Source organism: Blastococcus saxobsidens, assembly GCF_002938435.1.
Classification (GTDB): domain Bacteria; phylum Actinomycetota; class Actinomycetes; order Mycobacteriales; family Geodermatophilaceae; genus Blastococcus; species Blastococcus saxobsidens.
Genome location: NZ_POQT01000028.1, coordinates 36,175 through 61,214 on the forward strand (window position 1 = coordinate 36,175; position 25,040 = coordinate 61,214).

General features: G+C 74.2%; 24 protein-coding genes. 18 read left to right on the top strand and 6 right to left on the bottom strand.

Translation table 11 applies throughout. The features are described 5' to 3' along the window. Positions 1-64 precede the first annotated feature (64 nt). Positions 65-1,078 carry an alcohol dehydrogenase catalytic domain-containing protein gene (locus C5507_RS15895; RefSeq protein ID WP_104529490.1) on the top strand — a complete coding sequence of 338 codons (1,014 nt, stop codon included), beginning with the start codon at positions 65-67 and terminating at the stop codon, positions 1,076-1,078. Between the two features lie 40 nt (positions 1,079-1,118). On the opposite strand, the gene C5507_RS15900 is transcribed toward C5507_RS15895, so the two are convergent. Next, positions 1,119-2,843, bottom strand: a complete 1,725-nt coding sequence (locus C5507_RS15900) for a DEAD/DEAH box helicase (RefSeq protein WP_242611237.1) — start codon at positions 2,841-2,843, stop codon at positions 1,119-1,121. Between the two features lie 72 nt (positions 2,844-2,915). On the opposite strand from C5507_RS15900, the gene C5507_RS15910 reads away from it, so the two are divergent. Further along, entirely contained in the window at positions 2,916-3,779 is an 864-nt protein-coding gene (locus C5507_RS15910; RefSeq protein WP_104529493.1) for an alpha/beta fold hydrolase, read from the top strand. A gap of 23 nt (positions 3,780-3,802) precedes the next feature. Here C5507_RS15910 and C5507_RS15915 read toward each other — a convergent pair whose 3' ends face one another. Further along, positions 3,803-5,017: an HNH endonuclease signature motif containing protein gene (locus C5507_RS15915; protein ID WP_104529494.1), complete on the bottom strand. Its 1,215-nt coding sequence runs from the start codon at positions 5,015-5,017 to the stop codon at positions 3,803-3,805. Between the two features lie 314 nt (positions 5,018-5,331). Between C5507_RS15915 and C5507_RS15925 the strand changes: the two genes are divergently transcribed. The 5 genes from C5507_RS15925 (at position 5,332) to C5507_RS15945 (ending at position 9,441) form a co-directional block, all read left to right on the top strand. Then, a complete protein-coding gene (locus C5507_RS15925; protein ID WP_104529496.1) occupies positions 5,332-6,186 on the top strand; it encodes a helix-turn-helix transcriptional regulator in 855 nt (284 codons plus the stop codon). Beyond that, positions 6,183-6,623, top strand: coding sequence for a VOC family protein (locus C5507_RS15930; protein ID WP_104529497.1), 441 nt, complete (start codon positions 6,183-6,185; stop codon positions 6,621-6,623). Before C5507_RS15925 ends, C5507_RS15930 begins: the two co-directional genes overlap by 4 nt. Before the next feature lie 41 nt (positions 6,624-6,664). Next, positions 6,665-7,000, top strand: a complete 336-nt coding sequence (locus C5507_RS15935; RefSeq protein WP_104529498.1) for a YnfA family protein — start codon at positions 6,665-6,667, stop codon at positions 6,998-7,000. Between the two features lie 52 nt (positions 7,001-7,052). Beyond that, positions 7,053-8,687, top strand: a complete 1,635-nt coding sequence (gene pgm, locus C5507_RS15940; protein ID WP_104529499.1) for a phosphoglucomutase (alpha-D-glucose-1,6-bisphosphate-dependent) — start codon at positions 7,053-7,055, stop codon at positions 8,685-8,687. 109 nt (positions 8,688-8,796) lie between these two features. Beyond that, positions 8,797-9,441 (top strand): hypothetical protein, encoded by a 645-nt coding sequence (locus C5507_RS15945; protein WP_104529500.1) that lies wholly within the window; start codon positions 8,797-8,799, stop codon positions 9,439-9,441. Positions 9,442-9,450: 9 nt separating this feature from the next. Here the strand turns inward: C5507_RS15945 and C5507_RS15950 are convergent, their stop codons facing one another. After that, the gene (locus C5507_RS15950) at positions 9,451-10,350 is read right to left on the bottom strand and encodes a GGDEF domain-containing protein (RefSeq protein ID WP_104529501.1); all 900 of its coding nucleotides are present in this window, start codon (positions 10,348-10,350) and stop codon (positions 9,451-9,453) included. Positions 10,351-10,503: 153 nt separating this feature from the next. Here C5507_RS15950 and C5507_RS15955 point away from each other — a divergent pair, with 153 nt between their 5' ends. The 3 genes from C5507_RS15955 to C5507_RS15965 all read left to right on the top strand — a co-directional run bounded on the left by C5507_RS15955 (position 10,504) and on the right by C5507_RS15965 (position 12,791). Then, positions 10,504-11,442: a hydroxymethylglutaryl-CoA lyase gene (locus C5507_RS15955; protein ID WP_104529502.1), complete on the top strand. Its 939-nt coding sequence runs from the start codon at positions 10,504-10,506 to the stop codon at positions 11,440-11,442. Further along, positions 11,439-11,954 carry a flavin reductase family protein gene (locus tag C5507_RS15960; protein ID WP_207225876.1) on the top strand — a complete coding sequence of 172 codons (516 nt, stop codon included), beginning with the start codon at positions 11,439-11,441 and terminating at the stop codon, positions 11,952-11,954. The genes C5507_RS15955 and C5507_RS15960 overlap by 4 nt, the downstream gene beginning before the upstream one ends. 78 nt (positions 11,955-12,032) lie before the next feature. After that, entirely contained in the window at positions 12,033-12,791 is a 759-nt protein-coding gene (locus C5507_RS15965; RefSeq protein ID WP_104529503.1) for a hypothetical protein, read from the top strand. Here C5507_RS15965 and C5507_RS15970 read toward each other — a convergent pair. Continuing rightward, complete coding sequence (locus tag C5507_RS15970) at positions 12,788-13,219, bottom strand: hypothetical protein (RefSeq protein ID WP_104529504.1); 432 nt, start codon at positions 13,217-13,219, stop codon at positions 12,788-12,790. The two genes, C5507_RS15965 and C5507_RS15970, sit on opposite strands and share 4 nt — an antisense overlap. Then, a complete protein-coding gene (locus C5507_RS15975; RefSeq protein ID WP_104529505.1) occupies positions 13,212-13,577 on the bottom strand; it encodes a hypothetical protein in 366 nt (121 codons plus the stop codon). Before C5507_RS15975 ends, C5507_RS15970 begins: the two co-directional genes overlap by 8 nt. Positions 13,578-13,952: 375 nt before the next feature. On the opposite strand from C5507_RS15975, the gene C5507_RS15980 reads away from it, so the two are divergent. The 3 genes from C5507_RS15980 to ngg all read left to right on the top strand — a co-directional run bounded on the left by C5507_RS15980 (position 13,953) and on the right by ngg (position 19,182). Further along, positions 13,953-15,485 (top strand): S8 family serine peptidase, encoded by a 1,533-nt coding sequence (locus C5507_RS15980; protein WP_104529506.1) that lies wholly within the window; start codon positions 13,953-13,955, stop codon positions 15,483-15,485. A gap of 66 nt (positions 15,486-15,551) precedes the next feature. Next, the gene (locus C5507_RS15985) at positions 15,552-17,414 is read left to right on the top strand and encodes an N-acetylglutaminylglutamine amidotransferase (protein WP_242611236.1); all 1,863 of its coding nucleotides are present in this window, start codon (positions 15,552-15,554) and stop codon (positions 17,412-17,414) included. 4 nt (positions 17,415-17,418) lie between these two features. Then, the gene (gene ngg, locus C5507_RS15990) at positions 17,419-19,182 is read left to right on the top strand and encodes an N-acetylglutaminylglutamine synthetase (protein WP_104529508.1); all 1,764 of its coding nucleotides are present in this window, start codon (positions 17,419-17,421) and stop codon (positions 19,180-19,182) included. A gap of 81 nt (positions 19,183-19,263) precedes the next feature. Here the strand turns inward: ngg and C5507_RS15995 are convergent, their stop codons facing one another. Then, on the bottom strand, positions 19,264-20,361 hold the full coding sequence (locus tag C5507_RS15995; RefSeq protein WP_207225875.1) for a CaiB/BaiF CoA transferase family protein: 1,098 nt from the start codon (positions 20,359-20,361) through the stop codon (positions 19,264-19,266). A gap of 90 nt (positions 20,362-20,451) precedes the next feature. Here C5507_RS15995 and crcB point away from each other — a divergent pair, with 90 nt between their 5' ends. The 5 genes from crcB to C5507_RS16020 all read left to right on the top strand — a co-directional run. Continuing rightward, positions 20,452-20,826, top strand: coding sequence for a fluoride efflux transporter CrcB (gene crcB / locus C5507_RS16000; RefSeq protein WP_104529509.1), 375 nt, complete (start codon positions 20,452-20,454; stop codon positions 20,824-20,826). Further along, on the top strand, positions 20,823-21,179 hold the full coding sequence (locus C5507_RS16005) for a fluoride efflux transporter FluC (RefSeq protein ID WP_104529510.1): 357 nt from the start codon (positions 20,823-20,825) through the stop codon (positions 21,177-21,179). Before crcB ends, C5507_RS16005 begins: the two co-directional genes overlap by 4 nt. Positions 21,180-21,231: 52 nt before the next feature. Next, a complete protein-coding gene (locus C5507_RS16010; RefSeq protein ID WP_104529511.1) occupies positions 21,232-22,647 on the top strand; it encodes an alpha,alpha-trehalose-phosphate synthase (UDP-forming) in 1,416 nt (471 codons plus the stop codon). Next, positions 22,644-23,393 carry a trehalose-phosphatase gene (otsB, locus tag C5507_RS16015; RefSeq protein WP_104529512.1) on the top strand — a complete coding sequence of 250 codons (750 nt, stop codon included), beginning with the start codon at positions 22,644-22,646 and terminating at the stop codon, positions 23,391-23,393. The genes C5507_RS16010 and otsB overlap by 4 nt, the downstream gene beginning before the upstream one ends. 320 nt (positions 23,394-23,713) lie before the next feature. Continuing rightward, positions 23,714-25,040: methyl-accepting chemotaxis protein (locus tag C5507_RS16020; RefSeq protein ID WP_249027832.1), on the top strand; the 1,327-nt coding region annotated here is incomplete at its 3' end.

Below are 25,040 nucleotides of genomic sequence, written 5' to 3' on the forward strand. Positions count from 1 at the left end.
AGGACGGCTGCGGCCGCCGACCGTTCGAACCTGTCCGGGTCATGCCGGCGTAGGGAGGCAACCGATGCGCGCCATCCGTTTCCACGAGCAGGGCCGTCCGCTGGTGGTCGAGGAGATCGACGCGCCACGGCCCGGGCCCGGTGACGTGCTCATCGACGTCGTCGCGGCGGGTGTCTGCGGCACCGAGCTGCACTTCCTCGAGGGGCTGCTGACCCCGGCGACCACTCCCATCACCCTGGGCCACGAGGTGGCCGGGGTGGTCGCGGAGGTGGGCGCGGAGGTGGCGGGCGTCGCGCCGGGCGACCGCGTCGCAGTGCACTACCTGCACGCCTGCCACCGCTGCCGCTCGTGCCGGGCCGGCGACGACCACCTCTGCGACGCGCCGCTGGGGTTCCTGGCCTTCGTCACCGACGGCGGCTTCGCCGACCGGATCGTCGTGCCCGCATCCGCTGTCGTGCCGGTCCCCGAGGGACTGGACCTGTCGGTGGCGGCCACGCTGTGCTGCAGCGCGACCACGGCGCTGCATGCCGTCGACGTGGCGGAGGTGCAGCCGGGATCCTCGGCCGTCGTCTACGGCACCGGCGGCGTCGGCCTGGCGATGGTGCAGGTGCTGCGCGAGGCCGGAGCCCGCCCGATCGCCGTCGCCCGGAATCCGGAGCGGCTGGCGCTGGCGCGCGAGCTCGGAGCGGCGGCGACGGTGGACGCCACGGGAGGGGACGTCGCTGCCGCGATCCGCGAGGCCACCGACGGAGCCGGTGCCGACGTCGTCTTCGAGCTGGTGGGCACCCGGGAGACGGGCGCGGCGGCACTCGCGTCGCTCGGCAAGCGCGGCACGCTGGTCTACGTCGGCTACAGCTTCGACACCGTGGAGATCACCCCGCTGGCCCTGGTGGTCCCGGAGCAGCGGATCGTGACATCGGTCGGCAACCGGCGCTCGGAGCTGGTTGCGGCGCTCGACCTTGCCGCGCGGGGCAGGCTCCGCACGACGGTCCGCGAATACCCGCTGGAGCAGGCGGGGACGGCGCTCGAGGACCTCCGGGCCGGCCGGGTGGTCGGGCGGGCGGTGCTCGTCCCCTGAGCGGCGAGGGGCGGTGACCCGGCTGTCCGGGGCGTGAGCCTCACTCCTCGGTGAGCGCCGCGGCGGGCAACCAGTCGGCGTCGAGCAGCTCGGCGATCTCCTGCAGCGAGGCGGTGTCCGCCCCGGCGGTGGAGCCGCTGACCGCCAGCCGCTCCACCATCACCTTGGCCACCTGCTCCTCCACGGTGTCCGCGGCGAAGGCGATCCGCCAGGGTGAGGTCTTCCCGTCACGGTGGGTGCGGCCGGTGACCTGGCGGGCCTGGATGCCGGAGAAGCGCGGCTGGTGGAACAGCCCCACCCGCGGCGTCTCCGAGGCCGTCGACCCGCCGGGCAGCAGCTCCCCGGCGTGCAGGCTGATCGAGGCCGTGACGGTGAACACGCAGACCATCGCGTCCCCGCGCTGGAACCGCAGCCGCTCGGCCTCGACGTCGAACCGGTCGCGGCCGTAGATGCCGGCGACCGGGATGCCGGCGTCGAGCAGCGCCTGGCGGATCGGGTCGGCCGCCGTCTCCACGAACTCGACCGACACGGCCACCTGCCGCTCGGCCTCGACCTGCGCCTTGATCCAGTCGACGGTGGCCTGGACCCGGATCAGCCCGGCCTTCTGCCGGAACCGGAGCAGCGCCGCGCGCCCGCGGGCGGTCTGCCGGCCGCGCCGGGCCAGCTGCATCTCGGCCCGGAACTCCGACCACTCGGCCTCGTACGACGCCCGCTCGGCCGGGGTCAGCAGCACCGGTGTTCCGGTCACCGACACCGGCCCCCACGGGGCGGGCCGGTGCAGGGTCGCCGGTGGATCGGCGTCGGCCAGCCAGGACTGCAGCCGGGCCAGGTCGGCCCGGCGGGCGTCGGCGTCCTCGGTCCACTGCCACCCGTAGCGACCACGTTCCACGTGGAACCTGTGCCGCTCCAGCGCCGTGGGCAGGTCGGCCCACTCCTTGATCGACTCGCCGTGCCGGGCGGCGAACTCGGGCGCCAGGTAGGGCAGCTCGAGCGGGGTGTGCGCCGGGGTCGCCGTCGCGGCCAGCACGTACGGGGTGTCCTTCACGCGGGCCGCACCGGAGACGGCCTTCCAGTGCTTCCAGCGCTGGGTGGTCGTGTGCCGCACCATGTGCGCCTCGTCGGCGACGACGACGTCGAACCGCAGCTTGCTCACCTTGCCGAGCCGGTCCCAGGTGGTCACGCACCAGCGGAGGCCGCCGTCGCCGAACCCGGCGATCGAGCGGGCCCAGTGCGGGATGGTGATCGCGGCCGGCCGGTCGGCGATGACCAGCACCGTGCGCACCGGACGCTGGGCGGCGATCTCGTGCACCGCCAGGATCGCCGTGCCGGTCTTGCCGACGCCCGGGTCGTCGCCGAGCAGGAACACCCGGCCACCCGCCGCGGCGTGCGCGGCAACCACCTCGGCGCCGGCCTTCTGCGGTGCCCGGGGCACCATGGCCGGGGTGACCGGCAGCGGTCGCGGCGTCTCGTTCAGCTCGTCCTCGAGGAACCGCTCCAGGCTGTACGGGGGCGGGTCGTACGGTGCCAGCTCCGGCGGCAGGGCCCGGCCGACGAACACGTGCGCCTGCAGGCCCGGGTGCCAGACCGCGCCCGGTGCCGGGGCGCGGAACGGCACGGCGAGCACCCACACCCGCTCCCCCGGCCCCGCGGTGGGCAGCTCGGGTGGGGCCTTCTTCGCGGTGGGCTTCCGCGGCGTGGCCCTGCGGGTGCGGGTGGCGGTCGTGCTGCGGCTGGTGGTCTTCGTGCTCCGCCGGCGTGGTGGCATGCGTCGGTTCTCCCCCTCGTTCCCCGGCACGGTAAGCGGCGGTGGGGACAGGACGTCTGATGGAATCGCCGGGTGACCGACGACGCGACGGACGAGGCGACCGCCGACGAGCGCCTGTCCGCGCGCACCCTGGGCGAGGCCGGGCCGCGCGTCGTCTTCGTGCACGGCCTGTTCGGCCAGGGCAAGAACTGGACGACCGTCGCCAAGGGCCTGGCCGACGGCCACCGGGTGACGCTGCTCGACCTGCCCAACCACGGCCACTCGCCCTGGACGGACCGCGTCGACTACCTGGACATGGCCCACCTGGTGGCCGCGGAGCTGGAGTCGTTCGGCGAGCCGGTCACCCTGGTCGGGCACTCGATGGGCGGCAAGGTGGCGATGCAGCTGGCCCTCCGGCGGCCGGAGCTGCTGCGGGCGCTGGTCGTCGTCGACATCGCCCCGGTCGAGTACCCGCTGCAGGGCGGCCGGACCGACGACGAGGACGAGGAGGCCTCGCCCTTCGAGGAGTTCGTCGCCGCCATGCGCGCGATGGACCTGGAGTCGCTGAAGACCCGTGAGGACGCCGACGCCGCGCTGAAGGTCGCTGTGCCGAGCCGGATGGTCCGCGGGTTCCTGCTGCAGAGCCTGGTGCGCGAGGGCGTGGGCGAGGACGGCACGTGGCGTTGGCGGCTCAACCTCGACCTGCTGGCCCGCGACCTCGGCGAGCTCCGCGGGTTCCCGGAGCCGCCACCCGGAGCCACCTACGACGGGCCGGTCCTGTGGGTGGCCGGCGCCAACTCCCACTACGTGCTGGCCGACGACCGGCCGCGCATGGACCAGCTGTTCCCGCTGACCCGGCTGGTGCGGGTCAAGAACGCGGGCCACTGGGTGCACTCCGAGCAGCCGGAGATCTTCCTGGAGACCCTGCGCCGGTTCCTGGACCAGGTGGAGGACTGACCCGCTCGACGCGGCCTGCGGAATCAGAGGCCCGCTCGGCTGAGGACCTCGGTTCCGTCCGGCCGGTAGGTGCGCCAACGAGCGGTTGCGGGATCTCGGCGGATCGTGAACCCGCCTTCGTGACAGCTCGTGTGGTGCCGCTCGCAGAGCAGCGCCCCGTTCTCGCAGCTCGTCGGCCCGCCGTGCGCCCAGTGCACGACATGGTGGACGTCGCACCACTCCGGGGGCGCATCGCAGCCGGCGAACACGCAGTGCTCGTCGCGGACCTCGATCGCCCGGCGGATGCCCGCGGTGGAGGTCCGCTGCTCGCGCCCGACGTCCAGGGGGAGCCCGTTCGGGCCGGTGAGGATGCGGGAGACGCCGGCATCGCACGCCAGGCGCCGCGCCGTCTCCGGGTTGATCGGACCGGCCCACCCCAGGGAACCGCCCGCGAACCCTGCGGCACCTCGCTCCGCGCACAGGACCATCAGGTCGATGGTGACCCGGACGTGCGGCCGTTCGCCGCGGACGGTCGGCAGCCCGCCACCGTCCAGGGCCGTCCGAGCGAGCGCGACCAGGGCAACGGCCTGTCGTTCCGCGTGCGATCGGGTGTCCCCGGCCGGGCGGTCGCCGTTCATCAGTGCGGCGAGCGCCGTGTGCAGGTACTCGCCGCCGACCGCGTCGAATTCGCCGCGGACGTGCACGCGCCCGTCCAGCCCGGACGCCATGGTGAACCGCCGGCGGACATCGGCAGCGTCGTCCAGCGTTCCGTCGGGGTCCACCCCGGCGACCCACTGCTTGACCCCGCGTGCGGTGTCCTGCGGGGCCGTCGCCCGGGCCAGGTCGGCCAGGATGCGGTCGGTCTCACCGAGATCGATGCCCGCCTCCGCCGCCTTGGCGATCCGGCCGGGCGTCATGGCCTTGGTGATGACCCGGGCGTGGGTGGCGCCGATCTCCCCGGCGGCGAAGGCCGCGGCGGTCTCCGGGAGGTGCTCGAGCCGCCGACCGGTGGAGACCGTCGCCGTGGCCTGCTCGGGAGCCATGCGGCAGCTGCCGCGCAGCCAGGCCTTCATGGAGACCGCGCCGTCCCGCCGGTAGGTCTCGCGCTTGTCGGCGGCCCGCACGGCGGACGTGAGCGCCGCGGCGACGCGGTTGGCCGTGGTGCTCAGCTCGCCGACGAGGTCGAGCAGCGTGTCGTCCGACGGCTCGGCGAGGTCGATGCCCGCGAGGTCGTCCAGGGCGGAACGGAGCTCGGACACGTGCTCGCTCCCTTCCCGACGGCCTCGCCGACACCCCGACCCTAGAGCGGGGGTACGACAGAAATGCGCTGGTCAGAGGCGATGTGGCGCCGCTCTTCGACAGGTGGGGAGCCGGTCCGACGCGCCGGTCGGACCAGCGCGGTGCAACGGCTCCGCAGCGTGCGAGCATCGACGGCGGCACGCGGGGAACCGGCCCTGCCGACACGAGCAGTCCGGTGACCGGGGCACGGCGGCTGGTCGACGAGTTCTGGGCCGAGACTCCGGCCGCGCAGGCGTCCCTGGAGCCCTGACCGACGCGCTGCCATCCTGGCCGCATGCGGCAGGAGTCGGTGGCGCACCGCCCGCACCCCGCGCTGCGCCCCTACGTCGCCGCGGCCGTCGGCTACCTGCACGAGGGGCTGCCGCCCGGCGAGCACCTGGGCCTGCCCTCGCCCTGGCTGACCGTCGTCGTCCCCCTGGACGAACCGCTGGTGGTGGCCGCCCACCCCGACCCCGCCCAGGCCCCGGGCAGCTTCGACGCCCTGGTCGGCGGGCTGCACACCCGGCCCGCGCGGATCGTCCACCCCGGCCGGCAGGCCGGCATCCAGCTGTCCCTCACCCCGTTCGGCGCCCGCGCCCTGCTCGGCTGCCCGGCCGGAGCGCTGGCGTCCCTCGACGCGCCGCTGGCCGACGTCCTCGGCCCGGCCGGCACCGAGCTGGTCGAGCGGGTGCGGGCCGCCGGGACCTGGCCCGCCCGCTTCGCCGCGCTGGACACGGTCCTCCTGCGCCGGCTCGGACCGGTCGCGCTGCCCCCCGCCGAGGTGATCGAGGCCTGGCGGCTGACGACGGCGGCGCACGGGCGGCTGCGGGTGGCCGACGTCGCCGCCCGCATCGGCTGGTCACCGCGGCACCTGGAGCAGCGGTTCCGGGCGGAGACCGGGCTCGGCCCGAAGGAGGCCGCCCGCGTGGCCCGGTTCGACCGGGCGCGGCGGGCGCTGGCCGCGCGGGTCGCCTCCGGCGGCCCACCGGACCTCGCCGCGCTGGCCACGGCGGCCGGGTTCGCCGACCAACCGCACCTCACCCGCGAGTGGCGCGCCTTCTCCGGCCTGCCGCCGAAGCGGTGGCTGGCCGCCGAGTTCGGATTCGTGCAAGACACCCGGGCCCTGAGCGCGGCACTGTCGGGGCCATGACCACGACATCCCGGGAGACCACCACCCCGCGGACCGCCCCGGCGCCCCGGGTGTGGCCCGCGTTCCGCTGCCGCGACGCCCGCACCGAGATCCGCTTCCTCGTCGACGTCCTCGGGTTCGAGGAGACCGCCGTGCACGGCGAGGGTGACCGGGTCGACCACGCGCAGCTGGACTGGCCCGAGGGCGGCGGCGTCATGCTCGGGTCGGTGCGCGAGGACCCGGACGACGCCTGGCCGGCCGTCCCCGGGACCGCCGCCTGCTACGTCGTCACCGCCGACCCGGCGGCCGTGCGGGACCGGGCCGTCGCCGCGGGCGCCGCGACCGTGCGGGAGCTCATCACCACCGACTACGGCTCGCAGGAGTTCTCCGTCCGCGATCCGGAGGGCAACCTGTGGTCGTTCGGCACCTATCCGGGGGAACCGCGCCGCACGGGATGAGCCGAGCGGCCCGAGCCGGAGCGCCCCTCTACGGTCGGCCGGTGACCGTCACCCGCTCCGTGCTGCTGTTCGTGCTCGCCGCGCTGGCCGAGATCGGCGGCGCCTGGCTGGTCTGGCAGGGCGTCCGCGAGTCCCGCGGCTGGCTCTGGATCGGCGCCGGCGTGCTGGCGCTCGGCGCGTACGGGTTCGTCGCGACGCTGCAGCCCGAGGCGAACTTCGGCCGGATCCTCGCCGCGTACGGCGGGGTCTTCGTCGCCGGCTCCCTGCTCTGGGGGATGGCCCTGGACGGGTTCCGGCCGGACCGCTACGACGTCGCGGGCGCGCTGCTGTGCCTCGTCGGCGTCGCGGTGATCATGTACGCGCCGCGCGCCGCCTGATCGGGTGGGTCCTGGGTCGCCAACGCTGCGGCGGGACGCCAAGATCAACGGTATGAGCGCCGCACGTGCCGGACAGCCCGCCCAGCCCGCCGACCTGATCGACGTCGCCTCCCTGGTCACGGCCTACTTCACGCGCGAGCCCGACCCGGCCGAGCCCGCGCAGCAGGTGGCGTTCGGCACCAGCGGCCACCGCGGCTCGGCCTTCGACGCGGCGTTCAACGAGGCGCACATCCTCGCCACCACCCAGGCGATCTGCGAGTACCGGGCCGCGCAGGGGTACGACGGCCCGCTCTTCCTCGGCCGCGACACCCACGCGCTGAGCGAGCCCGCGTGGGCCAGTGCCCTCGAGGTGCTGGCGGCCAACGACGTGACGGTCCTGGTCGACGCCGCCGACCGCTACACCCCCACGCCGGCCATCAGTCACGCGATCCTGCGCGCGAACGCCGGCCGCAGCAGCGGCCTCGCCGACGGCATCGTCGTCACCCCGTCGCACAACCCGCCCCGCGACGGCGGCTTCAAGTACAACCCGCCGTCCGGCGGCCCGGCCGACACCGACGCCACGAAGGTGATCGCCGACCGTGCCAACGAGCTGCTGCGGGCCGGCCTCGAAGGCGTCCGGCGGATCCCGTTCCCCCGTGCCCGGGCGGCCGCGACGGCGCACGACTTTCTCGGGGACTACGTCGACGACCTGCCGAGCGTGCTCGACCTGGACGCCGTCCGCGACGCCGGCGTCCGGATCGGCGCCGACCCGCTGGGCGGTGCGAGCGTCGACTACTGGGCCGCGATCGCCGAGCGGCACCGGCTCGACCTCACCGTGGTGAACCCGCTGGTCGACCCGACCTGGCGCTTCATGACGCTGGACTGGGACGGCAAGATCCGGATGGACTGCTCCTCCCCGTCGGCGATGGCCTCGCTGATCGGCAAGCGCGCGGACTACGCCATCGCCACGGGCAACGACGCCGACGCCGACCGGCACGGCATCGTCACCCCCGACGGCGGGCTGATGAACCCCAACCACTTCCTGGCCGTGGCCATCGCCTACCTGTTCGAGCACCGGCCGCAGTGGGACGCGGGCACCGCCGTCGGCAAGACCCTGGTGTCCTCGTCGCTGATCGACCGGGTCGTGGGCGGCCTGGGCAGGCGCCTGGTGGAGGTGCCGGTCGGCTTCAAATGGTTCGTGCCCGGGCTGCTCGACGGCTCCGTCGGCTTCGGCGGGGAGGAGTCCGCGGGTGCCTCGTTCCTCCGCCGCGACGGCTCGGTCTGGACGACGGACAAGGACGGCATCCTGCTGGCGCTGCTGGCCGCTGAGATCCAGGCAGTCACGGGACGGTCCCCGTCCCAGCTGCACGCCGGGCTGACCGCCGCGCACGGCGAGTCGGCCTACGCACGCGTCGACGCCCCCGCCACCCGCGAGCAGAAGGCCAAGCTGGGCAAGCTCTCCCCCGAGGACGTCACGGCGACCGAGCTGGCCGGCGAGCCGATCACCGCCAAGCTCACCCGCGCACCGGGCAACGACGCCGCGATCGGTGGTCTCAAGGTCACCACGGAGAACGCCTGGTTCGCCGCCCGCCCGTCGGGGACGGAGGACGTCTACAAGGTCTACGCCGAGTCGTTCCTCGGGCCCGAGCACCTGGCCCGCGTCCAGGAGGAGGCCCGGGCCGTGGTGACGGCGGCGCTCGGCGGCTGAACCCGCGTCCGGCGCCCGACGGGGTGCCGGGGACGGCTACCGCCCCGCCGGGGTGAGGCCGGCCGTGTCGACCACCGCGCCGCCGGTGGCCCGGAGGCAGACTGTGCCCATGACGGACGGTCAGCAGTGGGGACCTCCTCCGCCCGCCGGGCAGAGCGGCCCGGAGCAGCCTGCCTACCAGGCGTACGGCGCCCAGCCCGGTCACCCCCAGCAGCCCCCGTACGGACAGCCGCAGTACGGGTCGGCCCCGTACCAGCAGCAGCCGTACGGCCAACCCGGCTATCCGCAGCCCGGTTCCGCGCCCTATGGCTACGCACCCCAGGGGTTCGGCCAGCAGGCGGTCTGGCCCTACGGGCCCGGCCGCCCGCCGGTGGCCACGACGGCCGCCGTCGTCGGCATCGTCACCGGAGCGCTCACGGCTTTCGGCGGGCTCGTCTTCCTGCTCGCGCTGGTCGGTGGGCAGGGCGACGTGGCGACGACGGTCCTGATCCTGGGGCTGCCGTGCACGGTCGGCCTGATCACCGGCGGGGTCCAGGTCCTGCAGCGCCGCTCCTCGGCGGTGCTGTTCTGGTCGGCCGTCGCGGCACTCGGTGTCCTCGCCGTGGCCCTGATCGCCGGGATGACGGCGCTGGACGAGGACGACCGCATCGGCGTCGCGGCCTTCGTCCTCTTCGCCTGCATCCTGCCGGTGGTGACCGCGGTGCTCGCCCGCCTGAGGACCGTCACCGAGTGGCTGGTGGCCCACAACTACTGAGCGGCGTGCTCAGCGGCGCGGCCGCGGCCGCCGGCGGGACTTGTCGGCGTACATGTCGTCGTCGGCGGCCCGCACGACGCGCTCGTAGACCTCCACCGGGTCCCCGCCACCCGGGGCTGTGCCGATGCCGATGCTGATGCCGACGGGCACGCGCGCGGAGTCGAGTTCCAGGGGCTCGGTGATCGCGGTGCGCAGCCGGTCGGCGAGCGCCTCCGCGTCGGCCCGCTCGGTGTTCTCGCAGACGATGCTGAACTCGTCACCGCCCAGCCGGGCGGCGGTGTCGCTGGCCCGCAGCACCGAGCTCAGCCGGTCGGCGAAGGCCATCAGCACCCGGTCGCCCATCGGGTGCCCGAGCTCGTCGTTGATGGCCTTGAAGCCGTCGAGGTCGATGACCAGCACGCAGGTGGGGGTGTTCTCGCGGTGCCCGCGGTCGAGGGCGTGGCGCAGCCGGTCGTGGAACAGCAGCCGATTCGGCAGCCCGGTGAGCGGATCGTGCAGCGAGCGGTGCACCAGCTGCGCCTCCAGCGCCTTTCGCTCGGTGATGTCCTCGACGATGAGCACCAGGTGGGCGGGCCCGTCGGCGTTCTCGGGCACCCAGGAGGCGGTGATCTGCACCGGCACGTCCGACCCGTCGCTGCGGATCACCCGGGTCTCGTGTCGCATCGGGCGGTCGGGCTGCGTCGTCAGGGTCAGTTGCGCCTCCCGGGCGGCACCCACCCCCTCGGGGTGCACGAGGCCGAGCATCGACCGGCCGCGCAGCTCCGCGGCCGAGTAGCCGAGCATGGTGGTGAGGGCGGGGTTGACGTCGACCAGGACACCCGCGGGCGTCGTCAGCGCGATCCCCATGGGCGCGTTGGCGAAGGCGCTCCTCCGGTCCGCCGGGGGCAGCGCGTCGACCACCTCGATCACCAGAGCACCTCCCATGCCGACCCCATCTTGCGCGCCTACCCCGACGAACTGCTCCCCGGACCGGCCGCTCCCGTTCCGTGACGCCTGATAGGGGGAACGTTCGCCCGGGGTGCAGGATGCGTGGGTACCCGCAGACGGACCGAGGAGACGCCGATGAACGAGTTCGACCTGGTGCTGCCGTCCACGGTCGACGTCCGCGAGGTGGGGATGCGCGACGGTCTGCAGATGGAGGCAGCGGTACCGCTGGAGGCCAAGCTGGAGATGCTCGAAGCCCTGGTGGCCACCGGGGTGCGGCGGATCGAGGCGACGTCGTTCGTCTCCCCCACGGCCGTCCCGACCCTGGCCGACGCCGACCAGGTGGCCGCGGAGCTCACCCGCTGGCCCGGCGTGCACTGGTCGGCGCTCGTGGCCAACCCCCGCGGTGCGGTCCGGGCCGTGGACGCCGGTGTCGCCGACCTCGAGTACGTCGTGTCCGCCTCCGACGGGCACAGCCGGGCCAACGCCGGCCGCAGCACCGCCGAGGCGGTGGGCGCCGTCGGCGAGGTGGCCGCGCTCGCGCACGGTGCCGGGGGCTCGCTGGAGGTCATCATCGCCACGGCCTGGGACTGCCCCTTCGACGGCCGCACCCCGGTCGCCCGCACGGTGGACGTGGCCCGCGCCGCCGTCACCGCGGGGGCCGACCAGCTGTGCCTGGGCGACACCATCGGCACCACGACGCCGTTGCGCGTGGTCACCCTGGTCGACGCCGTGCGCCGCGCCTGTCCCGGGATCCCGGTCGGCGTCCACTTCCACGACACCCGCGGCACCGGCCAGGCCAACGCCCTGGCGGCGGTGCAGGCCGGCGTCACCCAGCTGGACGCCTCGATCGGCGGTCTCGGTGGCTGCCCGTTCGCGCCGGGGGCCAGCGGCAACATCGCCACCGAGGAGCTGGTCTACATGCTGGAGGAGTCGGGCGTGCGCACCGGCCTGGACCTCGACGCGCTGCTCGCGGCCGCACGGGTGACGGAGCAGGCGGTCGGGCACGAGCTGCCGAGCTCCCTGTACCGCGCCGGGGGCCGTTCGGTCCCACGCGGCGCGGGGACGCCGGCATGACCGGGGACCAGACCCCCGGGCCGCCGCGCATCGTGGACCCCCGGGTCATGCGCGACGTGCTGGGCCACTTCGCCTCCGGGGTCACGGTCATCACCGCCGACACCCCGGACGGGCCGATCGGCTTCACCTGCCAGTCGTTCAGCTCGCTGTCGCTGGACCCGCCGCTCGTGGCGTTCGCCCCGGCCCGCACCTCGCGGACCTGGCCGCGGCTGCGCGACATGGGTCGCTTCTGCGTCAACGTGCTCGCCGAGGGCCAGGACGCGGTCTCGCAGAACTTCGCACGCTCGACGGCGGACAGGTTCGCCGGCGTCCCGTGGACCTCCAGCCCGCACGGCTCCCCGGTGCTCGACGGCGTGATCGCCTGGATCGACGGCGAGCTGTGGGCGGAGTACGACGGCGGCGACCACACGATCGTCGTGGCCCGCGTCCTCGACCTCGGCGCGGTCGCCGATCGCCGTCCGCTGCTCTTCCACCGCGGGACCTACGGCCTGCTGCGCACCGGCGAGCGGTGATCCGGGCGGTTCCCGGCGCCCCGGACGGGGCACGCACCGACCGGGCGCCTCCGCGCGCCCGGACGCGAGGAGGGAACGATGGGACTGCTCGACCGGCTCTTCGGCCGCAGGCCGCGCGGGTACGACGACCGCCGCTACGACGGCTACGGGTACGACCCGGGCCCCGCCCCGGCGTACGGCCACGACGAGGGGCCCACCCGCCCCAGGCAGGGCCGCTCGGCCGACGACCAGGCGATCGAGCGCTACCGCTACCTGCTGCGCACCGCACCGCCGGACCAGATCGAGCAGGCGCACGCCGAGGCGTTCGCCCAGCTCACCCCGGAGCAACGCCGGCAGGTCCTCGGCCGGCTGGGCGAGGCCGTCCCGGCCGGGGAGCGCCCGACCAGCGACGACCCGCGCGCGCTCGCCCGGGCCGCCACCCGCGCGGAGCTGCGCCAGCCCGGGTTCATGGAGCGGACGTTCGGTGGCCCCGGCCGGCCCGGCCCCGCGTACGGCGGCGGGTTCGGCGGTCCCGGCATCGGCGGCGTGATCGGCGGCAGCATGCTGGGCACCATCGGCGGCCTGGTCGTCGGCACCGCGGTGGCCGACGCGCTCTTCGACACCGGGCTGGGTGACGGCGGGCTGTTCGGCGGCGGGGACGAGGAGGCCTACGCGGCCGGCGTCGAGGACGGCACCGGGGCCGACGGGGGCGACGTCGCCGGCGGGGCCGGCGGGGACGACGGCGGCTACGGCGCCGGGGACTACGGCGGCGGCGACTTCGGGGGCGGGGACTTCGGGGGCGGGGACTTCGGCGGCGGGGACTTCGGCGGCGGGGACTTCGGGGGCGGCGACTTCTAGCGCGCCGTACCGCGCCGGCGCAGCGTCAGCAGCCCGAGGACCGGCAGGACGAGCGGCACGTAGAAGTAGCCGCGGCCGTAGCCCGACCACACGGTCTCGTCGGGGAAGGCGTCCGGATCGACCAGCGACAGGGTGCCCACCACGAGGACCCCGACGAGCTCCACGGTGATGGCGACCAGCGCCGTCCACCGGCCGCCGCGTCCGCCGCGCACCAGCCCCACCGTGGCCACCACGTAGACCGCCGCGGCCAGGGCGGACAGCAGGTAGGCCGTCGGCGCCTCGGCGAACCGGGTGCTCAGCTGGACGGTGGCCCGGGCCCCGGCGGCCAGGGCGAAGATCCCGTACAGCAGCACCAGCACGCGGACCGGGCCACCGGGGGTGGCGCCGGCGGGCTCCGCGGCCGGGCCGAGGGCGGAACGGTCAGGCACCGGTCGCCTCCCAGAGCTGCAGCAGCCGCCACACCATGACGCCGGCGGTCGCCGCGGCCACGGCGATCACCGTGCCCGCCCAGCGGCTGGGCTCGGCCCGCGCCCACAGCACACCGGCGACCGGGACCAGCAGCACGCCGACCAGGTAACCGAGGAACGTGGGGCTGTCCGCCGGTGTGGTCCCGCCGGCCATGGCCACCGCCGCGATCCCCGCCTGCAGCACCAGCAGCGCCTCCAGCAGGCCGGCCCCGGAGAGGTGCAGCAGCCCGATGCGACGGCCGGCCAGCGTCGAGGCGAGCCCGAGCAGGGTGAGCACGCCGGCGACGACGGTCGTGGCGACGACGAGGGGCAGCGTCACGGGCGCGGCCGGTGGGGGGCGGGGACCTGCACGACCCCATCTTCGCGCGCCCGCGGGACGACCCCGCGCGGGGTCGTCGACCCACGCCGGCCGCATAGTCGCGATGTGCGACGCAGCGAGGTGGCCGACGCCCGGGCCGGGCGATCATGCGTCCGGAGGTGCTCGGGCCGATCCCGGCCGCCCGGCCGCCCGGCTGCCCGGCTGCCCGGCTGGGATCAGGTGACCTGATCCCAGCGCGTCCTCCCCCACGGTGCGCGGTGAGGGAGGACGCGCTGCGGCGGGGGAGGACGTCGCCCCAACCGGCCGGTAACCCTCCCGGCATTCCGTCGTTGAGGCATGGCACACATCGCCGTGACCCCCCGCAAGGAGCGCTCCATGAGCCGGTCGTCCCGTCGTCTGCTGGGGGTGGTGTCCGGCGCGGTCGTCGTCGGCGCCCTCCTCGCCGCTCCCGCCCAGGCCGCGCCGGGCAGCACGCCCCTGGCCCCCGTGCAGGACTTCCTCGCCGACCAGCTCGCCGGTCTGGCGGCGGCCACGCCCACCACGGTCATGGTCCACGGCACCGACATCGCGGCGGCTCGCGCCGCGGTCGCCTCGACCGGCATGCGAGCGATCACCGAATACGAGCGGATCGGGGTCTCGGTGGCCTCCGGCACCGCCGCCCAGATCCAGGCCGCCCGCAGCGCTCCGGGCGTCACCTACCTCGAGGGCAACACCCCCATCGAGTTCACCCAGGAGACCTCCAACACTGCCACCCGCGGCGCCGAGGCGGCCGCCACGCTGACCGGCGCCAACGGCGATGCGCTGGACGGCAGCGGGGTCTCGGTGGCGGTCATCGACTCCGGCATCGACCCGAACCACCCGTACTTCACGAACGCCGACGGCAGCAGCGCCGTCGTCGCCAACCTCAAGAGCCTGTGCCTGGTGGAGGCGAGCGCCGGTCCCGACTGCGTCGTCCCCGTGCCCGGCGTCGTCGACACCGACACGCTCTCCGTCGGCGGCCACGGCACGCACGTCAGCGGCATCGTCGCCGGCCGGCCGACGACGCTGACCGACGGCGGCCGGCTGCAGGGTGCTGCCCCCGGCGCCAGCCTGGTCTCGATCTCGACCGGCGCGGTCCTGCTCATCGTGGGCGCGGACTCCGCGCTGAACTGGGTGCTGGAGAACCACGAGGCGCCGTGCGGCGAGGGTGCCCCGGCGTCGACCTGCCCGCCGATCAAGGTCACGAACAACTCGTACGGACCGGTCGGTGGTGGCGAGTTCGACCCGGACTCGGCCACCGTGAAGCTGCAGCGCGCCCTCGCGGCCGAGGGCGTCGTGACCGTCTGGGCCGCCGGCAACGACGGGGGCGACGGCTCCGCGTCGGTGACCAACCCGCCGGGCCAGGACCCGACCGGCGGCATCCTGTCCGTGGCCTCCTACTACGACCAGGACACCGGCACTCGGGACGGCGTGGTCAGCGACTACTCCTCGCGGGGCGACGCGGCGGACCCGTCGACCTGGCCCGACCTGTCGGCGCCCGGGGAGAACATCACCTCCTCCTGCCGGCCCTACCTGCCGATCTGCGCCACCGGGCTGGACTTCCGCTCCGGTCCCGGCCTGCTCGACGTCGGCACCTTCAACACGATCAGCGGGACGTCGATGGCCGCTCCGCACATCGCCGGCATCGTGGCGCAGCTGTTCCAGGCCGACCCGACCGCGACCCCGGCCGAGATCGAGGCGGCGCTGAAGAGCACCACCCAACGGTTCACCGACGGCGCGGCCTACCGGACCGTGGACGGCTACCCGACGTCGTTCGACAAGGGCACCGGTCTCGTGGACGTCGTCGCGGCGGCGCAGGCACTGACCGGCACGGCCGACACCCAGGTGACGAAGAGCAGGAAGCCCGCGAAGCCCAAGCCGCGGGGCTGAGCGGTCGACGACGAGGGCGGATCCCGGTGGGGGTCCGCCCTCGTCGCGTTCCACGTGGAACGTCGAGTGAGGTGGGCCACGCCCGCCCGGGTGATCATGGTCTCGGCGCGCGTGGACCGCCTCGCCCAGGTTAGATCAAGACGTATGTGCGGCCTGTGCGGCGAGATCACGTTCGACGGCAGTCTGGCCGACACCACGGCGGTGGACCGCATGGTGCAGGCTCTGGTCCCCCGTGGCCCGGACGGTCAGGGCACCTGGAGCAACGGCCGGGTGGCCTTCGGGCACCGCCGGCTCTCGGTGATCGACCTCTCCACCTGCGGCTCCCAGCCGATGGTCGACAACGAGCTCGGGCTGACGGCGGTCTTCAACGGCTGCATCTACGACTACCAGGAGCTGCGGGCCGAGCTAGAGGGCCACGGCTACCGGTTCTTCTCGCACAGCGACACCGAGGTGATCCTCAAGGGCTACCACCACTGGGGCACCGCCGTCGTCGACCACCTGCACGGCATGTTCGCCTTCGTCATCGCCGAGCGGGACACCGGCCGGGTGGTCATGGCCCGCGACCGGCTGGGCATCAAGCCGCTCTACCTCTCCGAGATCCCCGGCAAGCGGCTGCGGTTCGCCTCGACGCTGCCGGCCCTGCTGCGCGCGGGGGACGTCGACACCGCCATCGACCCGGTCGCGCTGCACCACTACCTGACCTGGCACGCCGTCGTCCCGGCACCCCGGACCATCCTCAACGGGGTCCGCAAGCTGCCGCCGGCCACGCTGCGGATCATCGAGGCCGACGGCACGAGCCGCGAGCACCGCTACTGGAACGCCACCTACGAACGGCGCGCGGAGCACGCGGGCTGGACCGCCCGCGACTGGGAGGACGCCGTCGAGGAAGCGCTGCGGGTGGCGGTCCGCCGCCGCCTGGTCGCGGACACCCCCGTGGGCGTGCTGCTCTCCGGTGGGCTGGACTCCAGCCTCATCGTCGGCCTGCTGGCCCAGGAGGGGCAGACCGGCCTGGCCACCTACTCGATCGGTTTCGAGTCCGTCGGCGGCCGCGAGGGCGACGAGTTCGCCTACTCCGACGTCATCGCCGAGCACTTCGGCACCGACCACCACCGCATCCGGGTCGGCTCCGACGAGCTGGTCGGCTCGCTGGGGCACGCCGTCGACGCGATGGCGGAGCCGATGGTCAGCCACGACGTCGTGGCCTTCGACCTGCTCAGCGAACGGGTCTCGCAGACCATCAAGGTGGTCCAGTCCGGGCAGGGCGCCGACGAGGTCTTCGCCGGCTACCACTGGTACCCGCCGCTGGCCGGAGTCGGCCGCGACGAGGCGGTGCGCACCTACGCACGGTCGTTCTTCGACCGCGACCACGCGCGGATGGCCCGGGTGGTGTCCGACCGGTACGCGCTGCCCGAGGACCCGAGCCTCGCCTTCGTCCGGGCGCACATGGAGGCCCCCGGAGCGGAGACCGCCGTCGACGCGGCGCTGCGCCTGGACTCCGAGGTCATGCTGGTCGACGACCCGGTCAAGCGGGTGGACAACATGTCCATGGCGTGGGGCCTGGAGGCCCGCGTCCCCTTCCTGGACCACGACCTCGTGGAGCTGGCGGCGCTGTGCCCGCCCGAGCTCAAGCTCGCCGACGGCGGCAAGGGCATCCTCAAGGCCATCGGGCGGCGGATCATCCCGCCGGAGGTCATCGACCGGCCCAAGGGCTACTTCCCGGTCCCGGCGATCACCCATCTCGAGGGCAAGGTGCTCGGCCTGGTCCGCGACGCGCTCTCCAGCGACGCGGCGCGGGAACGGGGCATGTTCCGCCCCGAGTACGTGCGGGAACTGCTCGCGGATCCGAACGGTGAGCTCACGCCGTTGCGTGGCAACAAGCTCTGGCAGCTCGGCCTGCTGGAGCTGTGGCTGCAGAACCACGGTGTCTGAGGAGATGACCATGGGGCCCCGGCTGGCCGGTCACCGCCGTCGTACGGCGGTGGCCTCCACCCCCGAGCTGACCAGCCGTTCCTGGCACGAGCCCACGGCGCACGAGATCGAGGGGATGGCGCAGGACGTCGTCCTCGACCTCGGCTGGGGCAAGCTCGCGTTCGGCCAGACCTTCCGCGACCTGCGCGGCATCGTCGACGTGCTGCGCGCCGAGGAGTCCGGACGACGCGACATCTGCGTCTACCCCCGCGACCCCCAGGTCCTGGTCGGGATGGCGCCCGACGAGCTCTTCATCGACCCGTCGCTGACCTACCGGCTGGACCTGCACCGCTACCGCCCGCGGCCCGACGTCATCCGCGACATCTTCGTGCGCACGGTGACCTCGCAGGCGGAGATGGAGGTCATCAACGACCTCTACGCGCGCAACGGCATGGTGCCGGCCGACCCGGGGACGATGTGGGCCAACCACCGCACCCGCACCTTCACCTACCTGGTGGCCGAGGACACCCGGACGCACAAGATCGTCGGCACCGTGACCGGTGTCGACCACGCGCTCGCCTTCGGCGACCCGGAGGCCGGGACCAGCCTGTGGTGCCTCGTGGCCGACAAGCAGGACGCCCCGCCCGGCACCGGGGAGGCGCTGGTCCGCGTGCTTGCGGAGCGGTACGCGGCGCGCTCCCGGGCCTACCTCGACCTGTCGGTCATGCACGACAACACCCCGGCGATCAAGCTGTACCGCAAGCTGGGCTTCACCCGGGTCGCCGCCGTGTGCGTGAAGCGCAAGAACCCGATCAACACGCCGCTGTTCGCGGCGCGGCCACCGGGCCTGGAGAAGCTGAACCCGTACGCCCTGATCATCGCCGAGGAGGCGCTCCGCCGGGGCATCCGCGTGGAGGTCACCGACGCGGACTGGGGTGAGATGCGGCTGACGCTGGGCGGACGGTCGGTGCTCACCCGCGAGTCGCTGTCGGAGTTCACCACGGCGGTCGCGCTGAGCCGCTGCGACGACAAGCGGGTGACCCGCCGGATCATGCGGCGGGCCGGGGTGCGCGTGGCCCAGGGGGCGCTGGCCTGCGAGGGCGACCTCGACGAGGCCAGGACGCTGCTGGACGCCGTCGGCGACGTCGTGGTCAAGCCTGCCCGCGGCGAGCAGGGCCGCGGCATCACCGTCGGGGTGAAGGACGAGGCGGCGCTGGAGCGGGCGGTCGCGCTGGCGCTGCAGTTCTGCCCCGACGTGCTGGTCGAGGAGCGGGTGGACGGCCAGGACCTGCGGGTGGTCGTGATCGACCGCGAGGTGGTCGCCGCCGCCGTCCGCCGCCCGGCGGAGATCGTCGGTGACGGCCGGCACGTCGTCGCCGACCTGGTGCGCTCCACCAGCCGGCGGCGGGAGCGGGCCACCGGTGGGGAGTCGCGCATCCCGCTGGACGACGCCACCGCCGAGGTGGTGGCCGAGTCCGGCTACGCCATGGACGACGTGCCGCCGCGCGGCGAGCGCGTGCCCGTCCGGCGCACGGCCAACCTGCACACCGGCGGCACGATCGAGGACGTCACCGACCAGTTGCACCCGAACATCGCCGAGGCGGCCGTCCGTGCCGCGGAGGCGCTGGGCATCCCGGTGACCGGCATCGACTTCCTGGTCCCCGCCGTCGACGGCCCCGAGTACGTGTTCATCGAGGCCAACGAGCGACCGGGCCTGGCCAACCACGAGCCCCGGCCGACAGCCGGGCGCTTCGTCGACCTGCTCTTCCCCGAGACCCGCCGCCGCTGACGCCTCCGGCCACCCTAGGCATGGGAAGCGATACACCCGTTCTGCGCTCGAAAACGGGTGTATCGCTTCCCATGCCCGGGCTCAGAGGCCGAGCTCGGCGCGGATCTCGGCGTCGTGCTGGCCCGGCCGCGGCACGGACCCGACCGCGCCCGGCGTGACCGAGAACCGGGGCGCGACGGCGGGCTGCCGGACGCCGTCCACCTCGACGAAGACGCCGCGCTCGGCGTTGTGCCGGTCCTCCGTCGCCTCCAGCAGCGACCACACCGGCGCCACGCAGGCGTCGGTGCCCTCGAACACCTGCCACCACTCCGCACGGGTCCGCGACGCGAAGGCTTGCGTGAACCGCTCGCGCAGCGCCTGCCACTGCCGGGGATCGGAGCGGTCGGGCAGCGACTCGTCGCCGGCCAGGCCGAGGCCGTCGAGCAGCGCCGCGTAGAACTGCTCCTCCAGCGCCCCGACGGCGAGGAACTGCCCGTCGGCGCAGCGGTAGACGTCGTAGAACGGCGCCCCGGTGTCCAGCAGGTTCCGCCCGCGCCGGTCGGTCCAGACGCCGGCGTCCAGCATCCCGTGGATCATCGTGGTGAGGACGGCGGTGCCGTCGACGATCGCCGCGTCCACCACCTGCCCCTCCCCCGTCGACCGCGCCCGGATGAGGGCCGCCAGGGCGCCGAGGGCCAGGAACACTCCCCCGCCGCCGAAGTCGCCGAGCAGGTTCAGCGGCGGGGCCGGTCGCTCGTCGGCCCGGCCGGAAGCGCCGAGCGCCCCGGTCAGCGCGATGTAGCCGATGTCGTGCCCGGCGGTGTGCGCCAGCGGGCCGGTCTGGCCCCAGCCGGTCATCCGGCCGTAGACCAGCGCGGGGTGGTCGGCCATCAGGTCCGCCGGGCCCAGCCCCAGACGCTCCATGACGCCGGGGCGGAACCCCTCCAGGAGGACGTCGGCCCGTGCCGCCAACGCGCGGACGACGTCCAGGTCGGCCGGGTCCTTGAGGTCCAGGGCGATCGAGCGCTTGCCCCGGTCCAGCGTGGACGTCGCGCCGAGCGAGCCGAGCAGCCCGCCGCGGGTGCTGCGGCGGTCGATGCGGACGACGTCGGCGCCCAGGTCGGCCAGCAGCATGCCGCAGAACGGGCCGGGCCCCAGTCCGGCGAACTCGACGACCCGCACACCTTCCAGCGGTCCCACGGCGTCCTCCCCGGCCCCGGGCCGACGGCGTGCGACCCTCCCGTGGGCACTCTGCCCGACGCCGGGACCGGAGGGAGGGCCAGGTCGCAGATGGCCTACCTGCTCGCGGCCCTGGGCGGTGCCCTCGGTGCGCTCGGCCGGTGGTCACTGGCCGGGGCGCTGCCCTCCTCCCCCGCCGGCTGGCCCTGGGCCACCTTCCTGGTCAACCTCACCGGCTGCCTCGTGATGGGCATGCTGCTGGCGTGGCTGGCCCACCGCTCCCCCGAGCCACCGTGGGCGCGGCCGTTCCTCGGGGTAGGGGTGCTCGGTGGGTGGACGACCTACTCGGCCTTCGCCGTCGAGGTGGTGGGCCTGGTAAAGGACGGGGTGGCCGTCCTGGCGGCGGCCTATGTGCTGGCCTCGGTCATCGGGAGCGTGGCGGCCGTCGCGCTCGGGGCCTCGGTGGTCCGGCGGCCGGTCCCGTGACTCCCCTCCTCGTGGTGCTGGGCGCCGCGGTGGGTGCACCGCTGCGGCTGCTGGCCACCCGTCTCGCCGCCCGGGGCGGGCGCGATCCGGCGCGGGGGACGCTGGTCGTCAACGTCGCAGGCAGCGCCCTGCTGGGGCTGCTCCTGGGGCTGACCGGCGTCCCACCCGCCGTCCTGGCGCTGGTGGGCACCGGCTTCTGCGGCACCCTGACGACGTTCTCCACGCTCGGCGCCGACGTCGTCCGGCTGCGCGCCGAGCGCTCGCTCGGCCGGTCGCTGGCCTACGTCCTGGCCACCCTGGTCCTCGGCCTGGGTGCCGCCGCCGTGGCGTTCGCCGGCGCCCGAGCGCTCTGAGCGGCACACCCGCGGGGCGGAGTCGCGCTGCCGTCGCTAGGGTCGGGGCGGTATGACCGAGAACACCGAGGACCAGGTCAAGGCGGACAGCCCTGTCGTCGTGGTGGCCAACCGGCTCCCCGTCGACCAGGTGACCGAGCCCGACGGCAGCACCCGGTGGCAGCGCAGCCCGGGTGGGCTGGTGACGGCACTGGAGCCGTTCGTCGCCGGGCGCGGCGGCGCGTGGGTCGGCTGGTCCGGCTCGGCCGGTGAGGCGCCGGAGCCGTTCGAGTCCGGCGGCATGCAGCTGATCCCCGTCCCGCTCTCCGAGGGCGAGGTCGACCGCTACTACGAGGGCATGTCCAACGCCTCGCTCTGGCCGCTCTACCACGACGTCGTGGAGAAGCCGGAGTACCACCGTGCCTGGTGGGACACGTACGTGCAGGTCAACAAGCGGTTCGCCGAGCGCGCCGCGGCCGTCGCCGCCGAGAACGCCATCGTCTGGGTGCACGACTACCAGCTGCAGCTCGTGCCCGCCATGCTGCGCCAGAGCCGGCCCGACCTCACGATCGGGTTCTTCCTGCACATCCCCTTCCCGCCGTACGAGCTGTTCACCCAGCTGCCCTGGCGGTCGGCCGTGGTCGAGGGGCTGCTGGGCGCGGACCTGGTCGGCTTCCAGCGCCCGTCGGCGGCCGCCAACTTCGTGCAGCTCGCCCGCCGGCTGCACGACCTGACCTGCCGGCGCGACCAGATCGAGTACGACGGGCGCACCGTCGTCGCCAAGGCGTTCCCCATCTCCATCGACGCCGCCGCCTTCGACGAACTGGCCTCCTCCTCCGAGGTCATCGCCCGGGCCAAGGAGATCCGCGAGGAGCTCGGCAACCCGAGCAAGATGATCCTCGGGGTCGACCGGCTGGACTACACCAAGGGCATCGGCGTGCGCCTGGAGGCGTTCCAGGAGCTGCTGGAGGACGGCGTCCTGGAGGCGCCCGACACGGTGCTGGTCCAGGTGGCCACGCCCAGCCGCGAGCGGGTCGAGCACTACGTGCACATGCGGGAGACGATCGAGCAGCAGGTCGGGCACATCAACGGCGTGTTCGGCTCGATCGCCGGGCCGGCCGTCCACTACTTCAACCAGTCGATGCCGCGCGAGGAGCTGGCCGCGCTGTACCGGGCGGCCGACGTCATGCTGGTCACCCCGTACCGGGACGGCATGAACCTGGTCGCCAAGGAGTACGTCGCCGCGCGCGGGGACGGGGGCGGGGCGCTGGTCCTCTCCGAGTTCGCCGGCGCCGCCGCCGAGCTCAAGCAGGCCTACCTGGTGAACCCGCACGACATCGCCGGGGTCAAGAACCAGCTGGTCCGCGCACTCCGCGCGGAACCGGCGGAGACCACGAAGCGCATGCGCGCCATGCGACGCCACCTGTTCAGGAACGACCTGGAGCACTGGGCCAACTCGTTCTTCGACGCGCTGCGCAGGCAGGCATGACCTCCGCTCCTTTGCCCTCCGGGCTGGACGACGCGCTGGCCGCGCTGGCCGGCCGGCGCCCGCTGGTGGTGGCCAGCGACTACGACGGCGTCCTGGCCCGGCTGCGTGACGACCCCGCCGCCGCGGTGCCGGAGCCAGGGGTGGCCGAGGCGCTGGCCCGGCTCGGCGCCGTCGACGGCGTGACCGTGGCGCTGGTGAGCGGTCGCGGCGTCGAGGACCTGCAGCGCACGAGCGGTCTGACCGGGCCGTTCCGCTGGGTGGGCAGTCACGGGGCCGAGTACGACGGACCGCTACCCGGCGAGCTCGCCGGCCGCCGGGACGAGCTGGCCGATCTGCTGCGGCCCGGGGTCGCCGGCACCCCGGGCGCCCGGCTGGAGGTGAAGCCGGCGAGCGTCGCCGTGCACGTCCGGCAGGTCGCCGATCGCGATGCGGCCGCCGCGCTGCTCGCACGTGGGCGGGAGCTGGCCGATTCGTCACTGACGTTGAAGCCGGGCAAGGACGTGCTCGAGATCGCGGTGACCGACGCGGACAAGGGCTCCGCCCTGCAGCGGCTGATCGCCGAGGTCGGGGCGGCCGCCGCGATCTACCTCGGGGACGACGTCACCGACGAGGACGCCTTCCGCGCGCTGGGGCCGGACGACGTCACCGTCAAGGTCGGCGACGGCGACACCGCTGCCAACCACCGGGTCGACGACTTCGCCGGGGCGCTGGCCGTCCTGCAGCGGCTGGGCTCGCTGCTCGCCTGAGCCGGACGTGTCGGTCTGCGCCGGCGGGTCATCGACGGCGCCGATTGCGTCGCCGGGGTCGTCCGGCGCTGGTCCACGCGGCCGGTGGCGTCTCATCCGTCGCTCACCTGCGCATTGGCCGACGGGAGTTGATTCTCCCTGTAGCGCGCGCAGCCCGAGAAATGTCGACACATGGTCGGGTGGAGAACGGTGACCCGGGGGCGCGATCACAATTCGTCGGTGCCACCGAAATAGTCGGCGCGAACTTGTGTGGACTGACAAGAATGAGCGCGTCGCCGCGACCGGCGATTGTCGATGCTTCCCCTGTCAGGCGGTCTTTCGTGAACACTCGTGTCCCTTCTCCCGGCAACCCGCGGGGTGCGGGCTGGTTTGCCGACCGCCCCCTGGCGGCCAAGTTCGGCATCCTCGTCGGCGTCGTCGTGCTGGCCTTCGCCGGCCTGGTGGCCGCAGTGCTGGTCGGCACCTCGTCGGTGCGCGAGGCCAACACCCAGCTCGCCGAGCTGAACCATGCGCAGGAGCTGGTGCTGCAGCTCGACACCCGCGCCAGCGAGCTCAAGGTCGACGGTTTCAAGGCCATAACCCGGCCCGACCCCGCCGAGCAGCTCTCCGAGCTGGCCGACGACATCGCCACCCCGGAGGCCCTGCTCGCCGAGCTGGCCACCATCGAACTCGAGGGCGACGCCGCCGAGGCCGTGGCCGGCCTGGCCGACGCCTACGGCGCCTACACCGACGCCATCACGGTGTTCGTCAACGCAGCCGTCGCCGACCAGAACGCAGCCCGTGTCCGCTGGGAGGAGATCCAGGCCGCCAACGACCTGACCGACGGCGCGGTGGGCACCGCCAAGGACGCGCTCGCCGCCGAGAGCGACGCCGCCCAGGTCCGCCTCGACCAGGCCATCGACAGTGCCGAGACGCAGAGCATCGCCGTTGCCGCCGTCGCCATCCTGGTCGTCCTCGCGCTCAGCGTGGTGACGATGCGCTCGGTCACCCGGCCGGTCGCCAAGGTCAAGGACTCCCTCGACGCCCTGGCCAAGGGTGACCTGACCGTCGCCACCGGCGTCACCTCCCGCGACGAGGTGGGCCAGATGGCCGCCTCCCTGGACGCCGCCCAGGCGAACCTGCGGGCGGTCCTCGCCGCGGTGGCCGACTCGGCCACCGCCGTCGCCGCCAGCTCCGAGGAGCTCTCCGCCTCCTCCGGTCAGATCGCGGCGTCGGCCGAGGAGACCTCCGCCCAGTCCGGCGTGGTCGCCGGTGCGGCGGACGAGGTGTCGCGCAGCGTGCAGACGGTCGCGGCGGGCGCGGAGCAGATGGGTGCCTCGATCCGGGAGATCGCCAGCAACGCCGCGGAGGCCTCCGAGGTGGCCGCCCGTGCGGTGACGGCCGCGGAGACCACGACCGCCACGGTCGCCAAGCTGGGTGACTCCTCCGCCGAGATCGGCAACGTCGTCAAGGTCATCACCTCGATCGCGGAGCAGACGAACCTGCTGGCGTTGAACGCCACCATCGAGGCGGCTCGTGCCGGTGAGGCGGGCAAGGGCTTCGCGGTCGTGGCCAACGAGGTCAAGGAGCTGGCGCAGGAGACGGCGAAGGCGACCGAGGACATCGCCCGCCGGGTGCTGGCGATCCAGGGTGACACCACCGCGGCGG

Bases quoted from the DNA above. Each gene is read 5' to 3' on its own strand.
- C5507_RS15895 (WP_104529490.1), top strand. From the start codon at position 65: ATGCGCGCCATCCGTTTCCACGAGCAGGGCCGTCCGCTGGTGGTCGAG.
- C5507_RS15900 (WP_242611237.1), bottom strand. From the start codon at position 2,843: ATGCCACCACGCCGGCGGAGCACGAAGACCACCAGCCGCAGCACGACC.
- C5507_RS15925 (WP_104529496.1), top strand. From the start codon at position 5,332: ATGCGGCAGGAGTCGGTGGCGCACCGCCCGCACCCCGCGCTGCGCCCC.
- C5507_RS15930 (WP_104529497.1), top strand. From the start codon at position 6,183: ATGACCACGACATCCCGGGAGACCACCACCCCGCGGACCGCCCCGGCG.
- pgm (WP_104529499.1), top strand. From the start codon at position 7,053: ATGAGCGCCGCACGTGCCGGACAGCCCGCCCAGCCCGCCGACCTGATC.
- C5507_RS15945 (WP_104529500.1), top strand. From the start codon at position 8,797: ATGACGGACGGTCAGCAGTGGGGACCTCCTCCGCCCGCCGGGCAGAGC.
- C5507_RS15955 (WP_104529502.1), top strand. From the start codon at position 10,504: ATGAACGAGTTCGACCTGGTGCTGCCGTCCACGGTCGACGTCCGCGAG.
- C5507_RS15960 (WP_207225876.1), top strand. From the start codon at position 11,439: ATGACCGGGGACCAGACCCCCGGGCCGCCGCGCATCGTGGACCCCCGG.
- C5507_RS15965 (WP_104529503.1), top strand. From the start codon at position 12,033: ATGGGACTGCTCGACCGGCTCTTCGGCCGCAGGCCGCGCGGGTACGAC.
- C5507_RS15980 (WP_104529506.1), top strand. From the start codon at position 13,953: ATGAGCCGGTCGTCCCGTCGTCTGCTGGGGGTGGTGTCCGGCGCGGTC.
- ngg (WP_104529508.1), top strand. From the start codon at position 17,419: ATGACCATGGGGCCCCGGCTGGCCGGTCACCGCCGTCGTACGGCGGTG.
- crcB (WP_104529509.1), top strand. From the start codon at position 20,452: ATGGCCTACCTGCTCGCGGCCCTGGGCGGTGCCCTCGGTGCGCTCGGC.
- C5507_RS16010 (WP_104529511.1), top strand. From the start codon at position 21,232: ATGACCGAGAACACCGAGGACCAGGTCAAGGCGGACAGCCCTGTCGTC.
- otsB (WP_104529512.1), top strand. From the start codon at position 22,644: ATGACCTCCGCTCCTTTGCCCTCCGGGCTGGACGACGCGCTGGCCGCG.